Origin of the sequence: Bradyrhizobium sp. 2TAF36 (assembly GCF_052114925.1) — a bacterium.
GTDB classification, from domain to species: domain Bacteria; phylum Pseudomonadota; class Alphaproteobacteria; order Rhizobiales; family Xanthobacteraceae; genus Bradyrhizobium; species Bradyrhizobium barranii.
In genome coordinates, this window is sequence record NZ_JBFRFR010000070.1 from 34,451 (window position 1) to 50,616 (window position 16,166).

Below are 16,166 nucleotides of genomic sequence, written 5' to 3' on the forward strand. Positions count from 1 at the left end.
TAGCCCGGGTGAGCGCAGCGACACCCGGGACGGCGGTCCCGCATGTTGCTAACGCTCATGCGGGCTACGCTCTGAACGGTTGCGGCGATGAACGCCATCAATGTCGACATCCTGCGCTCGCTGTTCATGCCCTTCTTCTTCGACACGACGGCGCCGCTCTGATGGCGATTGGCCTGCTACCAGGCGCGAATGGTGAACCTCGGTCCGACGTAGTAGCCGCCGTATCCGCGATCGTAATAGCCGGGACCGGCGTAGTAGTTGTAGCGCCTGCCGGGGAAGTAGCTGGGGTCGTCAAAGTAGCGCAGGACATAGCGTCCCCGGGTCCGCCAGCAGCGTCCATAATACTCGTTGCAGATCAGACCGACTTGGTCGACGTCGGAGATTTCGGCAGAGCCGATCGTCGTTGCGTTGAGCGGCGCGGCGGGAGCGGCGGCCGCAACCAGCGCGGCCCCGAGTGCGCCCAGTGCGATGGCCTTCATGGAGTTCTCCCTTCGGTTAGGCGAGAGTCTGGAGCCTAGCAGGAGGGAGCCTTGCCTGTCGGGCAAATCAGCTCCCGCAGGGTGGGCAAAGGCGCATCATTGTCCGCCATTCGCACGGCGCAACAGAAGTGGCGGGTTACGCTGCGCTAAGCTAACCCACCCTACGGGTCAGCCCTTCACACAATGCGCGATCAGCCTTTCCACGAAGCCTGCGCATTTCTCCAGCTCCGCCATCGCCACGAACTCGTCGGGCGTATGCGCTTGCGCGATCGCGCCGGGGCCGATCACCACCGACGGGATATCCGCCATGCTGGCGAACAGGCTCGCCTCGGTGCCGAAGGCGACCTTGGCGTGGTCGTTGCGGCCGGCGAGGCTTTTTGCCAGTGTGACGATGGCGGCGTCGGCCGCCGTGTCGAGCGCGGGATAATCAAGGATCTCCTCGAAATCGATGCCGCACTCCGGATGTCTCGCCTTCATCTCCGGCTCGAGCTCGGCCTTGGCCCAGGCGACGATCGCATCCGTCACCTCGCGCGACTCGGTGATGCCGATGCCGCGGCATTCGAAATCCACCGTGCAGGTATCGGGCACGATGTTCAGCGCGGCGCCGCCATGCACGATGCTGGTGAGCAGCGTCGAATGCGGAACGTCGTAGAGGCTGTCATTCGATCGCGCGGCCGCAAGCTTCACGGCACGGCGACGGATTTCGGTGATCAGCTCGGCCGCGTATTCGATCGCGTTGACGCCGTCGGGCGCGATCGAGGAGTGGCGGGCGAGACCACGGAATGTCGCGCGCACGCCGTGCTTGCCCTTGTGGCCGATGATGACCTTCATCTCGGTCGGCTCGCCGATGAAGGCGCCGAGCGGCTTGATCTTCTTCTTCGCGACCTCGCGCAGCGTCGGCCGCACGCCGACGCAGCCGATCTCCTCGTCATAGGAGATGGCGAGATGGATCGGCGTCGTCAGCTTCGCTTCCAGCATCTCCGGCACCATGGCGAGGCACACCGCGACAAAACCCTTCATGTCGGTGGTGCCGCGGCCGTAGAGCTTGCCGTCGCGCTCGACCAGCTTGAACGGATCGTGGCTCCAGTCCTGGCCCACGACCGGCACGACGTCTGTGTGTCCCGACAGCACGAGGCCTGGACGGTCCTCCGGTCCGATCGTGACCCAAAGCGAGGCCTTCTGGCCGGTGTCGTCGACGATGCGCTCGCCCTTGACACCGAGGAAAGCGAGATAGCTCTCGATATGGGCAATCAAGGGCAGATTGGTGCGGTCGCTGACGGTGTCGAAGCCGACGAGGTCGGCGAGGAGGTTGCGAATGCGATCGGGTCGTGAACTCGGGAAAATCGGGTTGGGCATTGTCTCGTCCATGAGATGGAGGATGGCTTCGCCGCCTGCACGAAACATACCAACGGAGTGGCGGTTCGGGCAAATCGGATCGCGAAGGGTGCTTTCGCTGAACCTCAGCCGAGCGCGGAGAGATCTTTCGGCAGCATTCGCTTGAACAACTCGAGCGTACGCCGCGCCTCCGCCGGCGGCAAGGCGATGGCGTGACGAACCGTGGCGGCGATCTGGATCATCGCCAGTTGCGAGAAGGAGGTGAGGGCGGCGGCGGGCTGTTTCGGCGCGACGCGCTTGAGCGCCTCGCGCAAGAGGCCGGCGAGAAAGGCCACACCCTCCTCGTCGATCTTCCGCAAGCTTCGGTCGGCCTGCTTCGCCTGCCAGATGTGATGCATCACAGGATGCTCGCGGAACATCCGGTCATAGCCGTCGGTGATGCGGCACAGCGCAGCGTGCAGGTCGGACAGCTTCTTCATCTCGGCGAGGTCGCGCTGGACGCATTCGCGGCCGATGACATTGCATCGCTCGGCAAGCGTCCCGATCACCGTGCTCTTGTCCGGAAAATATTGATAGAGCGAGCCGAACGCGATGCCGGTGCGCTCGACGATGTCGCTCATCCGGAAGGCATCGCTGCCTTTCTCGGTGAGGATCTCGGCCGCAGCCGTCAGGATGCGATCGAAACGCTTTCGGCTTCGCTCCTGCGTCGGCACCAGCGGCGTGCGTCGCGCGGCCGCGTGCGTCGTCTTGTCCGTCCTGCTTTTCCGTTCCGGCATGCTGATTCCCGCCATCCGCGCTTGACGTTAGAAATAAGAGAGTTTATCGCATTTATCAAATGCGAGAGTTTATCGTATTTGAGGGAGCTGCGGCATGAGGCAGGTTTTTACGACCGGACTGCTCTGGTTTTCGGCGATCGGCTGCGGCCTCATGGCCGGAATCTATTTCGCCTTTTCGACCTTCATCATGACCGCGTTTGACCGGCTCGATCAGGCCGCCGGCATCGCGGCGATGAACGCGATCAATGTCGACATCGTACGCTCGCTGTTCATGCCGCTGTTTCTCGGCACGACCGTGGCAGGCGCGGCGCTGGTGGTGATGGGGACGTTGCGCGTCAGCGAGCCGGGGGCAATGAGCATGATCGCCGGCGGCGGCCTCTACGTCATCGGCATGTTCGTCGTGACGATGGTGTTCAACGTCCCGCTCAACAACGCGCTCGCCGCGTTGCAGCCGTCCGCGCCGGAGGCTGGCGCGGTGTGGGCGACGTATCTGAAGGACTGGACGTTCTGGAACCACGTGCGGACGGTTGCGTCGGCGGTCGCAAGCGGGTTGTTTGTCGCAGCGCTGGCTTCGTAGGCCAAATCGGCATCGTAGCCCGGATGGAGCGAAGCGAAATCCGGGGCCACTATGTCCGGGGGGCGCAAACCCCGGATTACGCTTCGCTCCATCCGGGCTACAAGATCTTCAGTCTACAAGACCTTGCGTTGCCCGTCGGGCAAAACACTCAAACTCTCGGTCAATGTGTACTCGCGAAAATATTCCGCTTTATCGAAATTCGGAAACGGCGTATCCGTCGCCGCAGCCCGGCCCAAGGAAGAGGGCGTATCGCGATCGTCACGAACGCGGGCCGGGCGGCGGTGGACGCAGGTCACATCGGCACGAAAAGCTTCGCAGGGCGGGCGACCGTGAGCGAAGACCTCGCGCCAACGACAGATGTGATCGGCGTACGGCCAAATCGTGTCGTCCTGGCGCCCGGGGTCTGTGCGCCAAGTCTTGCGGTGATGTGGCAGCCCGACCGGGCATGCGCATCAGTCATCCGCAACGGCGACGGGGGCAATAGTGCATCGCTCCCCGGGGAGAGCTACGACATAAGCCGTTCCAGCCACTGCGCAGGGAAAAACAAAGAGTCGTATGAAGTTCTATGGAGCGGTGTGGAGTCCGCAAGCTATTGATAGACCGCGCAATATCCCCATAACGTGTCATGCGCCTCCATGAGGCTTCACAGACACGATCGCGGCACTTCGCGGGAACGGGGAAACCATCTTGGCACGCAAGGTCAGCTTCAGCGCACTGGAAAGTCGCAGCGCACGACTGCGATTGAAAATTCGCCGCAGGCCGTACAGCGGCCCGACGCTAGCGCGCGGCATCTCGCTGATGTACCGCCGCAACGCGACCAACGGCACATGGGTGCTGAAGGCCAGCGACGGCCACGGCGCTTACTGGACCAAAGGCTTTGCGCTCGCCGACGACTTCGAAAATGCCGACGGCAGGAACGTACTGACCTTCTATCAGGCGCAAGACGCAGCCAAGAAGCTCGCGCGCGGCGAGGATGGCAGCGCCGACACCGCGCCGCTCACCATCGACGCCGCGCTGAAGGCCTACAAGCGCGATCTGGAGGCGCGCAGCGCTAACCCCTACAACGCCGAGCACCCACGCTTGCACCTCACCAGCGCCCTGCTGGCGAAGCCTGTGACGCTACTGACGTCGAAAGACCTGAAGTCATGGCGCGACGGCCTGCTGGGCAAGATGGTGCCGTCAACCATCAACCGGCTCTGCCGGTGCGTGTGCGCGGCGCTGACGCTGGCGGCAGAGCACGATGAGCGCATCAAGAACCGCGATGCGTGGGAGATCGGGCTCGCCGGTCTGCCGGACGCGACAGAGGTGCGCAACGTCGTCCTCTCGGACGACCAGGTGCGCGGCTTCGTCGCGACCGCGTACGGCATCGATCATGAGTTTGGTCTGCTGATTGATACGCTGGCGGTGACCGGCGCGCGGCCGAGCCAAGCCGTGCGCCTGCGCGTCGAGGATCTGCACGACCATCCGGTGCGGCCGAAACTGTCGATGCCGAAGAGCGCGAAGGGCGGCGGCAGAAACCGCAGCCAGAAAAAGATCGAACGCTACTCGGTGCCGATCACCGTGCAGCTCGCGGCCAAGCTGAAGGCGGCAGCGAAGGGCCGCGCCGACGATGCGCCCTTGCTGCTGCAGAGCGACGGCCGGGAGTGGGATAAGAGCCCGGGCCAGAATTGCCACCGGCAGGTTGACAACGTCGTCAAAGCCATCGGGCTCGATCCCGCCGAGGTGACGATGTACGCGCTACGGCATTCGTCGATCGTCAGGATGTTGTTGGCCAATGTGCCGATCCGGCTGGTGGCATCGCTGCACAACACCAGCGTCGCGATGATCGAAAAGCATTATTCGAGGTATATCACAGAGCACTCCGATGACGTCTCGCGCCACGCACTGTTGCGGCCCGAGTCGCCAGTCGGAGAGAATGTCGTCGCGCTCTCGGGGAGCGCGGCGAGCCATCTCGCAGCCGCTTCATATTCCTTAAAGCTTGGTTAAATCGAGTTTTACTCTGCCCGTTTAAACATCTGGCCACATGAAGCGCAGTTCAGTGGACAACAGGATGGCCCGTCCGGAAGTCTGTGGTCGAAAGCCGAGTGCAGGCAAGGAACTAGCACCCAAGGAGCCAACGCCCCGCCTGGCGTTGTCGATTCCCGAGTTCTGCGAAGCCCACGGAATTTCCGAGGGCATGTTTTACAAAATGAAAAAGCAAAACCGGGGCCTTACCCCGCGCGAGATGAAGATCGGAACTCGGACGCTGATCACGTTCGAAGCCGCCGCCAAATGGCGTGCCGAGCGCGAAGCCGCCAGCACAGCGTCCCCCGAGAAAGCCCGCGCCAAGCGCGAGCAGTAGGCCACCTATCGACTTTGGCTCTCCGGCCGGAACCGGACAGTCAAGTCGAGCGCGTTCGGTGTGGCACGTCAGAACAGTCTGTTCGCTGTGGGGGCACCCGTTGCGGCCAAATCTCGTCTTGGCGCGGCTCGCGGTTACTGCCTAAGATCCCCGCTCGGCGCGGCTAGGCCGACGGGCCGACAAGCCGGATTTCGCACCCGGTCGCCGCGCGTCTCTCGTGCGAAGCGCTTGCGAGGTGCACCATGCCGAAGAAGCGGCCGGCCAGCCAATGGCAGCCAGCAGGCATCGAACTGCTGGATGTCTCGTCCCTCTATGGTGACGTTAAGATTTGCGAATTGGCGGGCATCATAGGTTCTCTTCGCGGCGAGAAGCTGCGTCGCTTTGGGATTGCCTTGCGGAACACCCTCGGACGTCTGAACGCCTCCCTACACTATGAAGGACGCCCCGGTAGCCCGGAGAAACGGGCCGCGATCGAGGCTGTCGCGCGGCCACTATCCGAGCTTCGCGTCGCCTTGAGCAAATTGGACACGGACACCAGCGAGCTCATCCTCGCTGCCGCTGAATCTGATCCCTGGGATCAGGACACGGAGCCGCCCCCTGACGGGTGGCCAAGCGGCTTGGCCAGGGGGCGCGTCGGTCGCGCGCTCGACGGCGTGGAGAGCCTCGCGCGCTGGGTGCCTCACGTTGAAGAAGCCATCGGCAAAAGCAAGGGCGGCAGACCGAAACAGGAAGCAATCCAGCAGGCAATCACCGATCTCCGCGAGATCTGGACTCGGTACGCTGTTCGCGAACCTACGCTGAGCTATGATGGCCTCACCAAAAGAACCAGCGGGCCATTTTTGGACTTGTGCCAAGCCGCTCTCGCGCCGCTGCTCGAGAAGCGAGGCATTGGCGCCAATTTGGAACGCCCAGTCCGCAAAGCCCTGTATGGGTGAAACCTATCCCTGCGAGGGATAGGTTTTGTCCATAGTTATTCTGTCACAACACACTTCGATCTACCTTCGCATCGTTGCAACTCATGTCCGCGAAGGAGACTGCGTATGCGAGAAACCACTAAGCGCTTCGTGACGCGCCGGCAGGGGGTCGAGCTAGCGAACGCCGAAGGCATTCCGCTCACTAAAAGCCGCGTCGATAAGGACTGCATGAAGGGCGTCGGCCCCAAGCCGGCCGCACGGTTTGGCCCACGAGATTTATTCACTCCAGACACGTTCCTAAAATACGCGCGCGCGCTAATCCAGCCGATCAACAAGTCGGAGGCGGCGTGAGAAGCGCGAAATCCAGTCGGCGCTGACCCGCGAGTGCGGGGCCATGCCGGAGATAATGGGTGCTTGGAGAGTCCCCGTTATCGCCGATCAGCCGCCTTGCCGGCTGTCGATCACCACAACGAAAGGAGGTGTCCCCAAAACCGCGAGCGCCCCCTTCTGGAGAGGGAGGGGCGCAGCGGTCCAAAGACGAGGACGGAAAACGAGGACGTCAGAAGACCTCGGTTATAGAGCCCGGCTCTAATCCCGTCCACGAGCAGCAGTGCAATCAGAAAGGAATATCAACCCAGCAACACGTGCTCCGCAGGGAGCGCGAACGGAGACGCGCGTCATGTCGTCCACCTATACCGCTCCGATCGTTCACGCCGACATCAAGGCCCTGGCCGCCGAACGCTTCCACGACGCTGATGGGGGCGCAGCATGATGAAGTTGTGTTCCCATTGTCATCAGCCACTGCCGGAACTGCGCGCGGGGGTTCGGCTATCGCCGCTCAAGGCGCACATCTTCGACGTAATCAAACGCGCCGATTCGAACGGCATCACGATCGAGGACATCAACGCGATCTGCTTCAACGGCCGGGCAAGCGCCGTCAACGTCCGCAATCACATTCACCAGATCAACGACGCGCTGGCTGGGACCGACTTTGAGATTCGCGGCGGCGCACCGGGAATGGTTGGCTACTTCCACATCGTCAAGCGGCATTGGAATGCCGTGCCATGACCGAGGCCCAAACCACATTCGCCAAAGCCCACGAGCGCGCGCCGCTTGAAGCAATCACCGATGCGATCTTCGAGAAGTCGAGGTTGAGCGACTGCGATGCGGTCGTGGCCCGAACCGCCGAAACCGCCGAGGCTTCGCTGGCGGTATTGACGGGCAAGCGCTTACTTCGAGGTGCGAGATGATGGACGCGCCGCTGCTGGCAGGGTTACGCATTCGGCTCGAACGGTCGAAAGACGTTCCGTGTGGCGTATGCGGCCAAGCCGTCGTCGTGGTCGGGAAAGCCGCCGGGCCGCATGTCGCAAGCCTGCATTGCGCAACCTGCGACCGCCATCGCGGATGGCTGCCGAAAACGATCGCCGATTTTCTGATGGAAACGATCAGCCAGTTCGGTTGGCCTCCCGAACCCATCACGATCCGCAATCCGGAATTCGCGCAAGCGAATGCGACCACGCTTTGGGTGCACGCGCGGCCGCAATGTTAGCACCCTGAACCCGACATGAGAGGAAACTGAACATGTCAAACGTATCTGACTTCGATGATCTATACGGGAGCAAATACTTCTCTGCGCCCGACCTGCATGGCGAAACGTGGCTCCGCCGGATCGGCAAGGTAGCTCTGGTCGAGTTGAAGGAGAAGGACGGCAGTACCAAGCGCAAATACCTCGTCTACTTCGACGGCGTCGAAAAGGCGCTCGTGTTGAACAAGACCAACGCGCAAAAGCTGGCGGCTGCCTAAGGCAAGGACCATTCCAAATGGATCGGAATGGAAGTCGAGCTCTACGCTGAAATGACGACGCTTGGCAAAGAAGGCGTGCGGGTGCGTCCGCTGAAGCCGACCAGCACTTCTGATCTGAATGACACGATCAATTTCTAAAATCTGGCGGGGCCGTGCTGACACGGCCCCCCATTCTTGACGAGAATTCTATGCAACTCGCAGGCTGGCAGATTCTGGACGCCGCCACGACGCAGCGCAAGCGCCTGCTACAGGCTGGTTATTTGCCGCTTCCGACTGAAGGGAAAAAGCCGCCGATCGCCGGTTGGCAAAATATTGTCGCCGACGAAGGCGAGATCGACGGCTGGTTTCATCAATATCCGACGGCCTTGAACACCGGGATTTTGACGCGCACCACCCCGGCGGTAGATATCGACGTCTATGATCCGGACGTCGCGCAGGCGATCGAGATGATGCTGTGGGACTTGATTGGCACTCGCGGCATGGTGCGCTTTGGTCAGGCGCCGAAACGTGCCGCGTTGTTTCGAACCGAAACCCCGTTCGGAAAGATTTCGACGCCGGTCTTCATGTCACCGAYGGCGCCGCGGCACCGCGTCGAGGTACTATGTAACGGCCAGCAAATTGTTGTGCTCGGTACCCATCCAGGCACCGGCAATCCCTATTCCTGGCACGGCGGCGAACCCGGCGATGTGGCTCGTGCCGATCTGCCGGAACTCACCGAAGCTCTAGCGCGGGAATTTGTCACCAAGGCTACTGATATCATGCGCGCGCAGCAGGGCTGGACGGAAGAAGTACGCGAAGCCAACCTTGCGCAACATGCTAAAGGCGACAGCAACGACGAATTCGACTCAATCTATGGCAGCCGCCAGCGCAAATATGCACTGGCTGCGCTGCAAGGCTGCATCGCCGAGCTGTCCGCCATGGCTCCGGATTCCGGCCGCAATGACAAGCTCAATGCCGTGGCGTTCCGGCTTGGCACCATGTGCGCGCGCGCTTGGATCAACCGAGACGAGGTTGAAAGCCGGTTGTTTGCGGCGGCCGTCGCGTGCCGGCTGGTGGCCGACGATGGCGAAGCTGCCACGCGTGCCACGTTGGCATCCGGCCTGGGCGGCGGAGAACTGAAGCCCCACCCGGATCTCACTGACGAGACAGGATCTGCTCCTTCCAGCAATCCGGCGCCGACCGTCGATCTCTTCTGGCACGGCGAACCTGACACCCGGCCGGCCCATTCCTGGCTGGTCGAGAAACTGATCCCGGGAAAGGGAATCGGCCTGATGTCCGGTCAATGGGGCGCTTGCAAAACGTTCGCTGCGTTCGATCTCAGCGCATCGATTGCATCGGGCATGCCGTTCGCCGGCCGCGAGATCGCCCGGCCCGGTGGCGTGCTGTTTGTTGCTGCTGAAGGTGGCGACGAAGTCCGCACCCGGCTTAAGGGTGTCGAGCACAAGCTTCGCGCCGCAGCGTTTGTTGCATCAGCTGCGGGCAACCCGATCGAGGCCGACGTCAACCATCTGCCGCTGGTATGGATCGAGGAGCCGGTTCGGTTCAACACCAAGGCTGGATTTGAACAGCTGCTTATCATTGCGGGGACCGTTAACAATCAAATGCTCGAGAAATTCGGGGTACCGTTGGTTTGCATCATCATTGATACCATGATGGCCTCAGTCGATTTCCAGGATGCCAACAGCGCCGCCGAAACCCAGCAGGTTATGAACGGGCTGCGAGGTCTTAGCCAGAAGACCGGCGCGTTCGTGCTGGTCGTCGATCACTTCGGCAAGAATATCGAAGTCGGCACCAAGGGTTCCAGCAACAAGGAAGACGCCAGCGACCTAGTGCTGGCGATGCTGGCTGATCGTGACGTCGGCGGTAGCATCAGCAACACTAGAATGAAGGTCAGAAAATTGCGCAACGGCAAGTCTGGTGTCGAATTTCCGTTCAACCTGGTTGAGGTCGATCTCGGCGACGGCGAAACCACCTGTGCCATCGATTGGAAGCCGGAGCGCAACGACACCGGCAAGGGCACCAGCGGTAAGGAGAGCTGGACCAAGACCTTGCGGATCCTCCGCAGCGCCATGGAAACTGTGGTCATCGAGTACTGCCGGGACCTCTTCCCCTATGGCAACGACGGACCGAAAGTCCACGCTGTAACCCTCGAGCAAGTACGGACTGAGTTCGTTGCCAGCTATCCGGCTGATAATGAGGATCAGCGGGCTAGAGATGCCGTCAAGCGCAGTGCTTTCAACCGCGCCATGAAGGATGCGCGGGAGCGGTTGTTGATTTGCTCACGCGAAATCGAAGGCGTGGACTATCTCTGGTTGGTCGAGGAAACCGAGCTTGACTGGCTGAAGCGGACTGGAGCCTGAAGGTGCGAACGCGAATTATTGTGAGAAAAATTCGCACAATTCGCATTCCACTGCGAACGAACAAACGTTTGTCCACACATTCGTACGTTCGTTCGCAGTGAGCTACGCCCCCCTGGCTGGCTACTCAAAACGGTGCGCGAGACGCTGTACAGCATTCGCGGCTTAGGACGAACTGAGTTATACTGGGGTCTAGAGCCCAATGAACTTGGGCATCAGCGGGAGGGGTACCCACCCGGTAAACCATTGGCACGCAAAGCAATACCAACGGACATACGGTCATTGTGCCGGACATATTCGGCGGAGGCTATTCGTCACCTCGCCGCGATCATGCGCCAGCCAGAATATTCACCCGCCGCGCGCGTGCAGGCCGCCAGCGTTCTGCTGGATCGCGGCTGGGGTAAGCCGCCGCAAGCGCACACAGGCGTGGACGACAAGGACATCCGCGTCATCATCCGGCAAATTGGCGAGTGCCGCGACCAGGATTGACGTCTGGCATCCGACAAGCCAACCAGCACCTCCCTCTGAGCGCCTAATATGGCGCATCGAAGGATTCACTCCTGGTCGCGCAGGCCGAGCCGCTTCAACATTCGCATCACCGACATTGCCGACCAAGTGCCGCGCCGAGGCGCAGGCACCTTGCGCTCGTTCAGCTCGTCCGCGATCTCGCGGTAGGGTAGTTCCCAGCCGATCTCGTGCAGGATGTCGACCAGGCCAGCGTCACGAGCTGCTGCAGCGGCCGCGTTCTTTGCCCCCAACCCGGCGTCGCCGAGCTGCACACCGCGTGCTTTTGCAGCCTGGAGAGCATCCCTGGTGCGCTGGGCGATGGTTTCGCGCTCTTTCTCGGCCATGGCAGCATAGATGTGCAGCATGAACGGATCGACGTTCCTGCCGAGTTGGGTGACGATGAATGGCACCCTCTTGCTCATCAGGTCTGCGATGAAGGCGACGTCGCGCGACAGGCGGTCGAGTTTGGCAACAACGATCTCGGTCCTCAGCCGCTTGGCCGTACGAAGTGCAGCGGCGAGCTGTGGGCGCTTGTTCAGAGCGTCCGAACCTTTGCCGGTCTCGACCTCGATGAACTCCTGGGCGATCTTCAGGCCTTCACTGGTGGCGAACTGTGTGACAGCCCTGCGCTGTGCCTCAAGGCCCAGGCCTGACCGGCCCTGCTTGTGCGTCGAGACGCGGTAGTAAGCAACAATCTCCGATGACATGGCGCTTCGTGTACCGTGTGAACCAACCTCCATATGGTACAAAGCCAGGTCGAAATGCAATAGCTGGCGCGATCCGGCAATGCTCCGAGTGGAGGTTTTTGGGAGATGTGCTCATTGTGCGCAGCTACTGACCACTGACCGACCACCAGCGCTGCACAGTGCGACCGGATGGCGAAGCTGGCCAGCGCCTGGCGGAACTCATCAGGCATTTTGATGGCGAACCGGGGCGCCGCTAGGATCAGGCTCCGCGAAATCGCCAAGGGGGTGGGTGACCCCCGGGGCCATAGGTCGGGATCGAAGGTCGATGGGACTCCTGTACCGGTTACACCCCGCAATGCAATGGCGCTGGATACGCTCGCCGGGGTGCGAGGGGAGATGGCGAGGCTCTACCGGCTCGGCCTCGCTGGTGGCGTCGGTGATCTGACGGATTATGATCCGATGCGGCCCGCCGGCCTCGTCAGTATGCGGCTGGATCGGTCGGCCCCAGCCGCGATCCAACAGAATACCTGCCGCCGCCACGCGCGCGGCCGGTGGCACGCCTTCTTGGCTGACGATCCCGGCGAGCACCTTGACGCATAGCGCGGGTGTGCCCCCGCGCCAGCGACCGCAAATCGGTTGGGACTTTCTTTCGGGGCAATGGTGTGCGGGGTGACCCTACCCCCTCCTTTTGGCGGCGCCCAGCGCTGGCGTCACGCGCATACTCTAGCACAAAAGGCGCCCACGCCCGACGGAGGATACGCCGTTACCGCGCCGGTTGGTGTTTGCGCTTACTCAATCAGCTACCGCGTTGCGAGATGCAATTTTCTTGTTGTTGTTTGCTCGATGTGTTGGGCTCCATCTGCAGGGAAGCGAGGAGGTGGCCTTGACCTTCACGATCCACTCGTCAAAGGACGGAAACGTCCAACAGACATTGAGAATTGGTTCTCGTTCAGCAGTCGAGCGCGCGCTCGCGCTCCACGACGCTGGTTGGGACGTGTACATAACTGACGCGGCTGGTCGTCAATATCAGCCCGAGACCTTTGAAACTCTTGCTGCTCATGGTCCGGCGCTCACGATTGCAGATCAGATGATCCCGCGCGCCAATTTGGAAACGCACTTCTCGCGCCGCGAAGTTCCGTAAATCAACGATTGCACAACTGGACTTCAACGGTTGGGCGTGGTGGCTTGCGGCCGACGCGCGTCGTCGTTGACAATCGCACGAACCCCGACAAAGGTCTCTCCCGCGGACCGCCTGCAGCTCCGGTGGGTCAGTAATCACCGACTGCCTTCTCGCTCCGATAAGGCGGCTAGATAATTGAGGCGATAAGCGCGTTGAGACGCGGTGTTCAACGGCGGTCCCAATAGTGCCGCATCTATCCTTGGACTTTCCACAATCACGGAGTTGCGACGAGGCCTGCTTCGTCCGGCATGACGGGCGACCGAAGTAATTGCGACTGGGACTAACATTTTTCGACCCGCCACTAACGTTGGCTGCTRGCCAGTGTGAGGGCGCTGCCAGGGGCGGTCACGATGTCTGTTTATGAGGGTGGAGCAGAAGTCCTCAGTCATCGCCTAAACCGACGCAAATGACCCAAACCGGAAGCCGCGCCTGCTCGTGATGGCTGTTGTTTCGCCGCGCAGCAACGGGCGGCTGGCCGCAAGAAAATCAACCGGGGTGTATAAAAAAGAACATCCTGCGCGACCTTTTCGTGTCCAATGCTGCAAGCTCCGATATGGAGCCGCAGAAAGAGACGATGCACTCTTAGGCGGCTTGGTTCTCTCTGCCGGAACAGGCCCTAAGGCGACCTCAGTTGGAGCCTCTCGCGCTCTATCCTGGCGGAATAGGGCGATCTCAGGCCGAGAAGACAAATAGGCACACAGACCAGACAGCTTTTGTTGGTGACACGGCCATGGTGGACAATAGGGAGTAGGTGCAATGAGAGTCTCCTCGATTGTCGGACTGCTGTTTGCAGCAGTGATGTTGGCGATCATTCCGGTCTCGCCGCAGGTGACACCGCGCGGCTTGGAGTTAAGCGTTGATCAAGCGCAGGCCGTCACGTACCGGCGCGCCCGCGTGACGGCGCGTCGTGTCGACCGTCGCGATTACCGCTATACGCGTCGCGCCGTGCGGCGTGGTGCTTATTAACGGAGCGCGATGGGCAAGGGTGTTGGCGCGGGCAGAGAGCCAGAACCGGTTCCAGTCGTCGCAGCGCGCGAGGCATGCTATGACCCCTCTACCAGCGGGCGACGCGTTCCTTACGGTCGCCATTATGAGTGCCACTTTCCTGACAGAGGTCGCTCTTTTCATCCTGATTGGATTGATCTGAAAGGAGCGCAAGTGGCGGCGGCTCCCGTTAAAGTCTGYTCAGTCGGGCATAGCGGACAAGATTGGTGCAGGTTTGGTATCCGGGCGATCAGCGCGATCGAAAGCGCTTGACGCCGGTGGTATGATTTCCGCGATGTGGCCGTACTGACAGTCCCGATGCCTCGCCATGCATGCCCGAATTGATGTCGCCACGCATGCCCGAATAGATGGAGAAGGTCGGGTCCGCGGCTAATGCCGCGGCGGGTTCCCATGCCGAGGCGGGCGTCGCAAGGAGCGCGGAACAAACGAGCGCTGCGCCCAAAAAGTTGAAGCTGGTCATGGTATCCTCTTGTTTACTGGCGTGCACGATGCGCGTGCTGTCCATTGACATGAATGACAGTTAGGCGTTGGCATTCCCCTCGCGCAGGGGTGGCGCAATCACGCTTCGTCGATCGGCGTGATGCTGATGTCGGCAACCGGCCGCGTTTCGCAAGCCGTTGAAAAACTCTCTCCGGACTGTGAATAGAATTTTAGTCGCCGATGGCGCGTACACGCGCAACGGCGCGTGACGAGCGCGGGCCGGAATTTGTGATCGATGCCTCCGCCGACCTCGCGCAGTGGTAAACGACCATGAACAAATATTTCAATTTAAGCCACCGGTCGCTCCACCCATTTCCAAAGCAGACGCCAAAATGTTTTGGCTTCTGTATCCAATGGAGAAACTGAATTGACCAGATTCAAAGTTCTGTCGGCTGGGCTGATCGCCGCATCCATACTGACCACGCCCCTGATGGCTCGGGAATATCGGCACGTCGCGAGGTCCGATGTCAGCGCCCCGCGTGGCGCCCTTGATGGGCGCGACTGCGTCCGCGCTCCGGACGTCGGCGCATATGCGTCGGACCCCTACACCAGACCCCCGTGCGAACCCACGTCGTTTAATTGATCAGTCGGCGCCGCATCGGGCTGAACGGCCCAGGCAATGAACCTGGATCGATAACGGTGTGCCCCTTGGCACTGTAATGTGGGGAGCCTGCGAATAGTTCGGGCTGGGAGCCGATTTATCACCAGCCCGAATTCTTTAAATGACCCCACGCTGCTGCTGCCGAGCATTCCAATTCGCTGCGGTGCATTGGCCCGGTTGTGGCCCTTTTGCGAAGTGGCTGCCGACACCGAGTACGTCCGATTAGCGGTGCAGACCGGAAGTGCGCGGGCCGTAGCCAAAACGGCGCTTTTGACCCAATCATGCTGGCCGCGAGGGCAAGGCCAACGCAAAGAGGACTGCGGATCCGGTCACTCATTATCTGTCACCTTGGCAACCAGACCCTAGCGAAACCTGCGTCCCGTCGTCGGGCCGAGCTTGATCTATCTCAAGTCCCTGAGCGGCGATTGGCGTTGGTTGGCTTGTCCGATCGGACAGCCAGGAGAGTTGTCGCGATCAGATGGATAGCCGCAATGGATTCGCTTTGTAGGAGGAGAAAATGAAGCGAGCCGTCCTCATGACGACCATTGTCGCTCTCGGGGTGATCCAGGGGACACGCGCCGAGCCCCAGGCCGCCCAGTGTTCGTCCTTCTACATCTCGGAAATCAATCTCGTATCGACGGCGGACGGCGAGGCCGGGCACGTTCAGACCTTTGTGGGGTTTGGCCCCTCCAAGGAAGAGGCAGAGAAGAGCGCCCTGGGATGGTGCTCGCATATCAGGTTCGATCTTGAGACCTGTTTGAATTCGGATCGCCTGACCGCTCGCAACTCTCCGTCAGACGGAGGTGACGCCGCACTTCATCTCAAGTACATGAAGGCAGTTGCGCGCATTACCGGCTGCAGTTAGAGCGCGTTGGCGAGCGATCGAACGCGCTTGATCTATATCAAGCAGCTTGTGGCCATCTTGCAGCAGGTAACAGACGACGTAGCAGGACGAGCCCAGGTCAATGTTTCGGGGGCGCACCGGAGCGACCGACATGCCACTGGCGGCATATTTCTGGAAGGTCGGAGCAGTGTTGCTCGCACTGCTCTTTGTTGCAGATTATTGGCTGCCGAGGGCCCCGACCGTCGATCAGGTGGCTGCGGACCGGCCGGCCATACTTATCC

At 61.2% G+C, this 16,166-nt stretch carries 19 protein-coding genes; 14 read left to right on the forward strand and 5 right to left on the reverse strand.

The annotated features are described in order from the left end of the window. Positions 1–176 precede the first annotated feature (176 nt). The 3 genes from AB4Z51_RS33160 to AB4Z51_RS33170 form a co-directional block, all read right to left on the reverse strand. A complete protein-coding gene (locus AB4Z51_RS33160; protein WP_135216610.1) occupies positions 177–479 on the reverse strand; it encodes a hypothetical protein in 303 nt (100 codons plus the stop codon). Between the two features lie 168 nt (positions 480–647). After that, entirely contained in the window at positions 648–1,835 is a 1,188-nt protein-coding gene (gene argE, locus AB4Z51_RS33165; protein ID WP_135216611.1) for an acetylornithine deacetylase, read from the reverse strand. A 104-nt stretch (positions 1,836–1,939) separates the two neighbouring features. Beyond that, positions 1,940–2,590, reverse strand: coding sequence for a TetR family transcriptional regulator (locus AB4Z51_RS33170; protein WP_441498802.1), 651 nt, complete (start codon positions 2,588–2,590; stop codon positions 1,940–1,942). 94 nt (positions 2,591–2,684) lie between these two features. Between AB4Z51_RS33170 and AB4Z51_RS33175 the strand changes: the two genes are divergently transcribed. From AB4Z51_RS33175 to AB4Z51_RS33225, 11 genes are all read left to right on the forward strand, one after another. Further along, positions 2,685–3,167: an anthrone oxygenase family protein gene (locus tag AB4Z51_RS33175; RefSeq protein ID WP_135216613.1), complete on the forward strand. Its 483-nt coding sequence runs from the start codon at positions 2,685–2,687 to the stop codon at positions 3,165–3,167. A gap of 687 nt (positions 3,168–3,854) precedes the next feature. Beyond that, complete coding sequence (locus tag AB4Z51_RS33180) at positions 3,855–5,153, forward strand: site-specific integrase (protein ID WP_441498803.1); 1,299 nt, start codon at positions 3,855–3,857, stop codon at positions 5,151–5,153. A gap of 64 nt (positions 5,154–5,217) precedes the next feature. Continuing rightward, positions 5,218–5,508 (forward strand): hypothetical protein, encoded by a 291-nt coding sequence (locus AB4Z51_RS33185; protein WP_135216614.1) that lies wholly within the window; start codon positions 5,218–5,220, stop codon positions 5,506–5,508. A 242-nt stretch (positions 5,509–5,750) separates the two neighbouring features. Then, the gene (locus AB4Z51_RS33190; RefSeq protein WP_135216615.1) at positions 5,751–6,443 is read left to right on the forward strand and encodes a hypothetical protein; all 693 of its coding nucleotides are present in this window, start codon (positions 5,751–5,753) and stop codon (positions 6,441–6,443) included. Between the two features lie 105 nt (positions 6,444–6,548). Further along, entirely contained in the window at positions 6,549–6,773 is a 225-nt protein-coding gene (locus tag AB4Z51_RS33195) for a hypothetical protein (RefSeq protein WP_135216616.1), read from the forward strand. A gap of 417 nt (positions 6,774–7,190) precedes the next feature. Then, on the forward strand, positions 7,191–7,490 hold the full coding sequence (locus AB4Z51_RS33200; protein ID WP_135216617.1) for a hypothetical protein: 300 nt from the start codon (positions 7,191–7,193) through the stop codon (positions 7,488–7,490). Beyond that, positions 7,487–7,672, forward strand: coding sequence for a hypothetical protein (locus tag AB4Z51_RS33205; protein ID WP_135216618.1), 186 nt, complete (start codon positions 7,487–7,489; stop codon positions 7,670–7,672). The genes AB4Z51_RS33200 and AB4Z51_RS33205 overlap by 4 nt, the downstream gene beginning before the upstream one ends. Further along, positions 7,669–7,971, forward strand: a complete 303-nt coding sequence (locus tag AB4Z51_RS33210) for a hypothetical protein (protein ID WP_135216619.1) — start codon at positions 7,669–7,671, stop codon at positions 7,969–7,971. The genes AB4Z51_RS33205 and AB4Z51_RS33210 overlap by 4 nt, the downstream gene beginning before the upstream one ends. A gap of 32 nt (positions 7,972–8,003) precedes the next feature. After that, complete coding sequence (locus AB4Z51_RS33215; protein WP_441498804.1) at positions 8,004–8,225, forward strand: hypothetical protein; 222 nt, start codon at positions 8,004–8,006, stop codon at positions 8,223–8,225. 188 nt (positions 8,226–8,413) lie between these two features. Beyond that, positions 8,414–10,585: an AAA family ATPase gene (locus tag AB4Z51_RS33220; RefSeq protein WP_441498805.1), complete on the forward strand. Its 2,172-nt coding sequence runs from the start codon at positions 8,414–8,416 to the stop codon at positions 10,583–10,585. A gap of 327 nt (positions 10,586–10,912) precedes the next feature. Further along, a complete protein-coding gene (locus tag AB4Z51_RS33225) occupies positions 10,913–11,071 on the forward strand; it encodes a hypothetical protein (RefSeq protein ID WP_167768291.1) in 159 nt (52 codons plus the stop codon). Between the two features lie 65 nt (positions 11,072–11,136). Here AB4Z51_RS33225 and AB4Z51_RS33230 read toward each other — a convergent pair whose 3' ends face one another. Next, a complete protein-coding gene (locus tag AB4Z51_RS33230) occupies positions 11,137–11,856 on the reverse strand; it encodes a recombinase family protein (protein ID WP_343287561.1) in 720 nt (239 codons plus the stop codon). Positions 11,857–12,658: 802 nt separating this feature from the next. Between AB4Z51_RS33230 and AB4Z51_RS33235 the strand changes: the two genes are divergently transcribed. Beyond that, positions 12,659–12,916 (forward strand): hypothetical protein, encoded by a 258-nt coding sequence (locus AB4Z51_RS33235; RefSeq protein ID WP_135216622.1) that lies wholly within the window; start codon positions 12,659–12,661, stop codon positions 12,914–12,916. Positions 12,917–13,711: 795 nt separating this feature from the next. Beyond that, positions 13,712–13,921 carry a hypothetical protein gene (locus AB4Z51_RS33240; protein WP_135216623.1) on the forward strand — a complete coding sequence of 70 codons (210 nt, stop codon included), beginning with the start codon at positions 13,712–13,714 and terminating at the stop codon, positions 13,919–13,921. A 268-nt stretch (positions 13,922–14,189) separates the two neighbouring features. Here AB4Z51_RS33240 and AB4Z51_RS33245 read toward each other — a convergent pair whose 3' ends face one another. Next, positions 14,190–14,420, reverse strand: coding sequence for a hypothetical protein (locus AB4Z51_RS33245; RefSeq protein WP_135216624.1), 231 nt, complete (start codon positions 14,418–14,420; stop codon positions 14,190–14,192). Between the two features lie 1,138 nt (positions 14,421–15,558). On the opposite strand from AB4Z51_RS33245, the gene AB4Z51_RS33250 reads away from it, so the two are divergent. Beyond that, positions 15,559–15,906, forward strand: a complete 348-nt coding sequence (locus tag AB4Z51_RS33250) for a hypothetical protein (protein WP_187387974.1) — start codon at positions 15,559–15,561, stop codon at positions 15,904–15,906. Positions 15,907–16,166: the final 260 nt, after the last annotated feature.

What these genes read in the sequence shown, in the direction of transcription:
- argE (WP_135216611.1), bottom strand. Translation starts at nt 1,835, where the DNA reads ATGCCCAACCCGATTTTCCCGAGTTCACGACCCGATCGCATTCGCAAC.
- AB4Z51_RS33200 (WP_135216617.1), top strand. Translation starts at nt 7,191, where the DNA reads ATGATGAAGTTGTGTTCCCATTGTCATCAGCCACTGCCGGAACTGCGC.
- AB4Z51_RS33190 (WP_135216615.1), top strand. Translation starts at nt 5,751, where the DNA reads ATGCCGAAGAAGCGGCCGGCCAGCCAATGGCAGCCAGCAGGCATCGAA.
- AB4Z51_RS33225 (WP_167768291.1), top strand. Translation starts at nt 10,913, where the DNA reads ATGCGCCAGCCAGAATATTCACCCGCCGCGCGCGTGCAGGCCGCCAGC.
- AB4Z51_RS33210 (WP_135216619.1), top strand. Translation starts at nt 7,669, where the DNA reads ATGATGGACGCGCCGCTGCTGGCAGGGTTACGCATTCGGCTCGAACGG.
- AB4Z51_RS33250 (WP_187387974.1), top strand. Translation starts at nt 15,559, where the DNA reads ATGAAGCGAGCCGTCCTCATGACGACCATTGTCGCTCTCGGGGTGATC.
- AB4Z51_RS33240 (WP_135216623.1), top strand. Translation starts at nt 13,712, where the DNA reads ATGAGAGTCTCCTCGATTGTCGGACTGCTGTTTGCAGCAGTGATGTTG.
- AB4Z51_RS33245 (WP_135216624.1), bottom strand. Translation starts at nt 14,420, where the DNA reads ATGACCAGCTTCAACTTTTTGGGCGCAGCGCTCGTTTGTTCCGCGCTC.
- AB4Z51_RS33195 (WP_135216616.1), top strand. Translation starts at nt 6,549, where the DNA reads ATGCGAGAAACCACTAAGCGCTTCGTGACGCGCCGGCAGGGGGTCGAG.
- AB4Z51_RS33185 (WP_135216614.1), top strand. Translation starts at nt 5,218, where the DNA reads ATGGCCCGTCCGGAAGTCTGTGGTCGAAAGCCGAGTGCAGGCAAGGAA.
- AB4Z51_RS33170 (WP_441498802.1), bottom strand. Translation starts at nt 2,590, where the DNA reads ATGCCGGAACGGAAAAGCAGGACGGACAAGACGACGCACGCGGCCGCG.
- AB4Z51_RS33175 (WP_135216613.1), top strand. Translation starts at nt 2,685, where the DNA reads ATGAGGCAGGTTTTTACGACCGGACTGCTCTGGTTTTCGGCGATCGGC.
- AB4Z51_RS33205 (WP_135216618.1), top strand. Translation starts at nt 7,487, where the DNA reads ATGACCGAGGCCCAAACCACATTCGCCAAAGCCCACGAGCGCGCGCCG.
- AB4Z51_RS33215 (WP_441498804.1), top strand. Translation starts at nt 8,004, where the DNA reads ATGTCAAACGTATCTGACTTCGATGATCTATACGGGAGCAAATACTTC.
- AB4Z51_RS33160 (WP_135216610.1), bottom strand. Translation starts at nt 479, where the DNA reads ATGAAGGCCATCGCACTGGGCGCACTCGGGGCCGCGCTGGTTGCGGCC.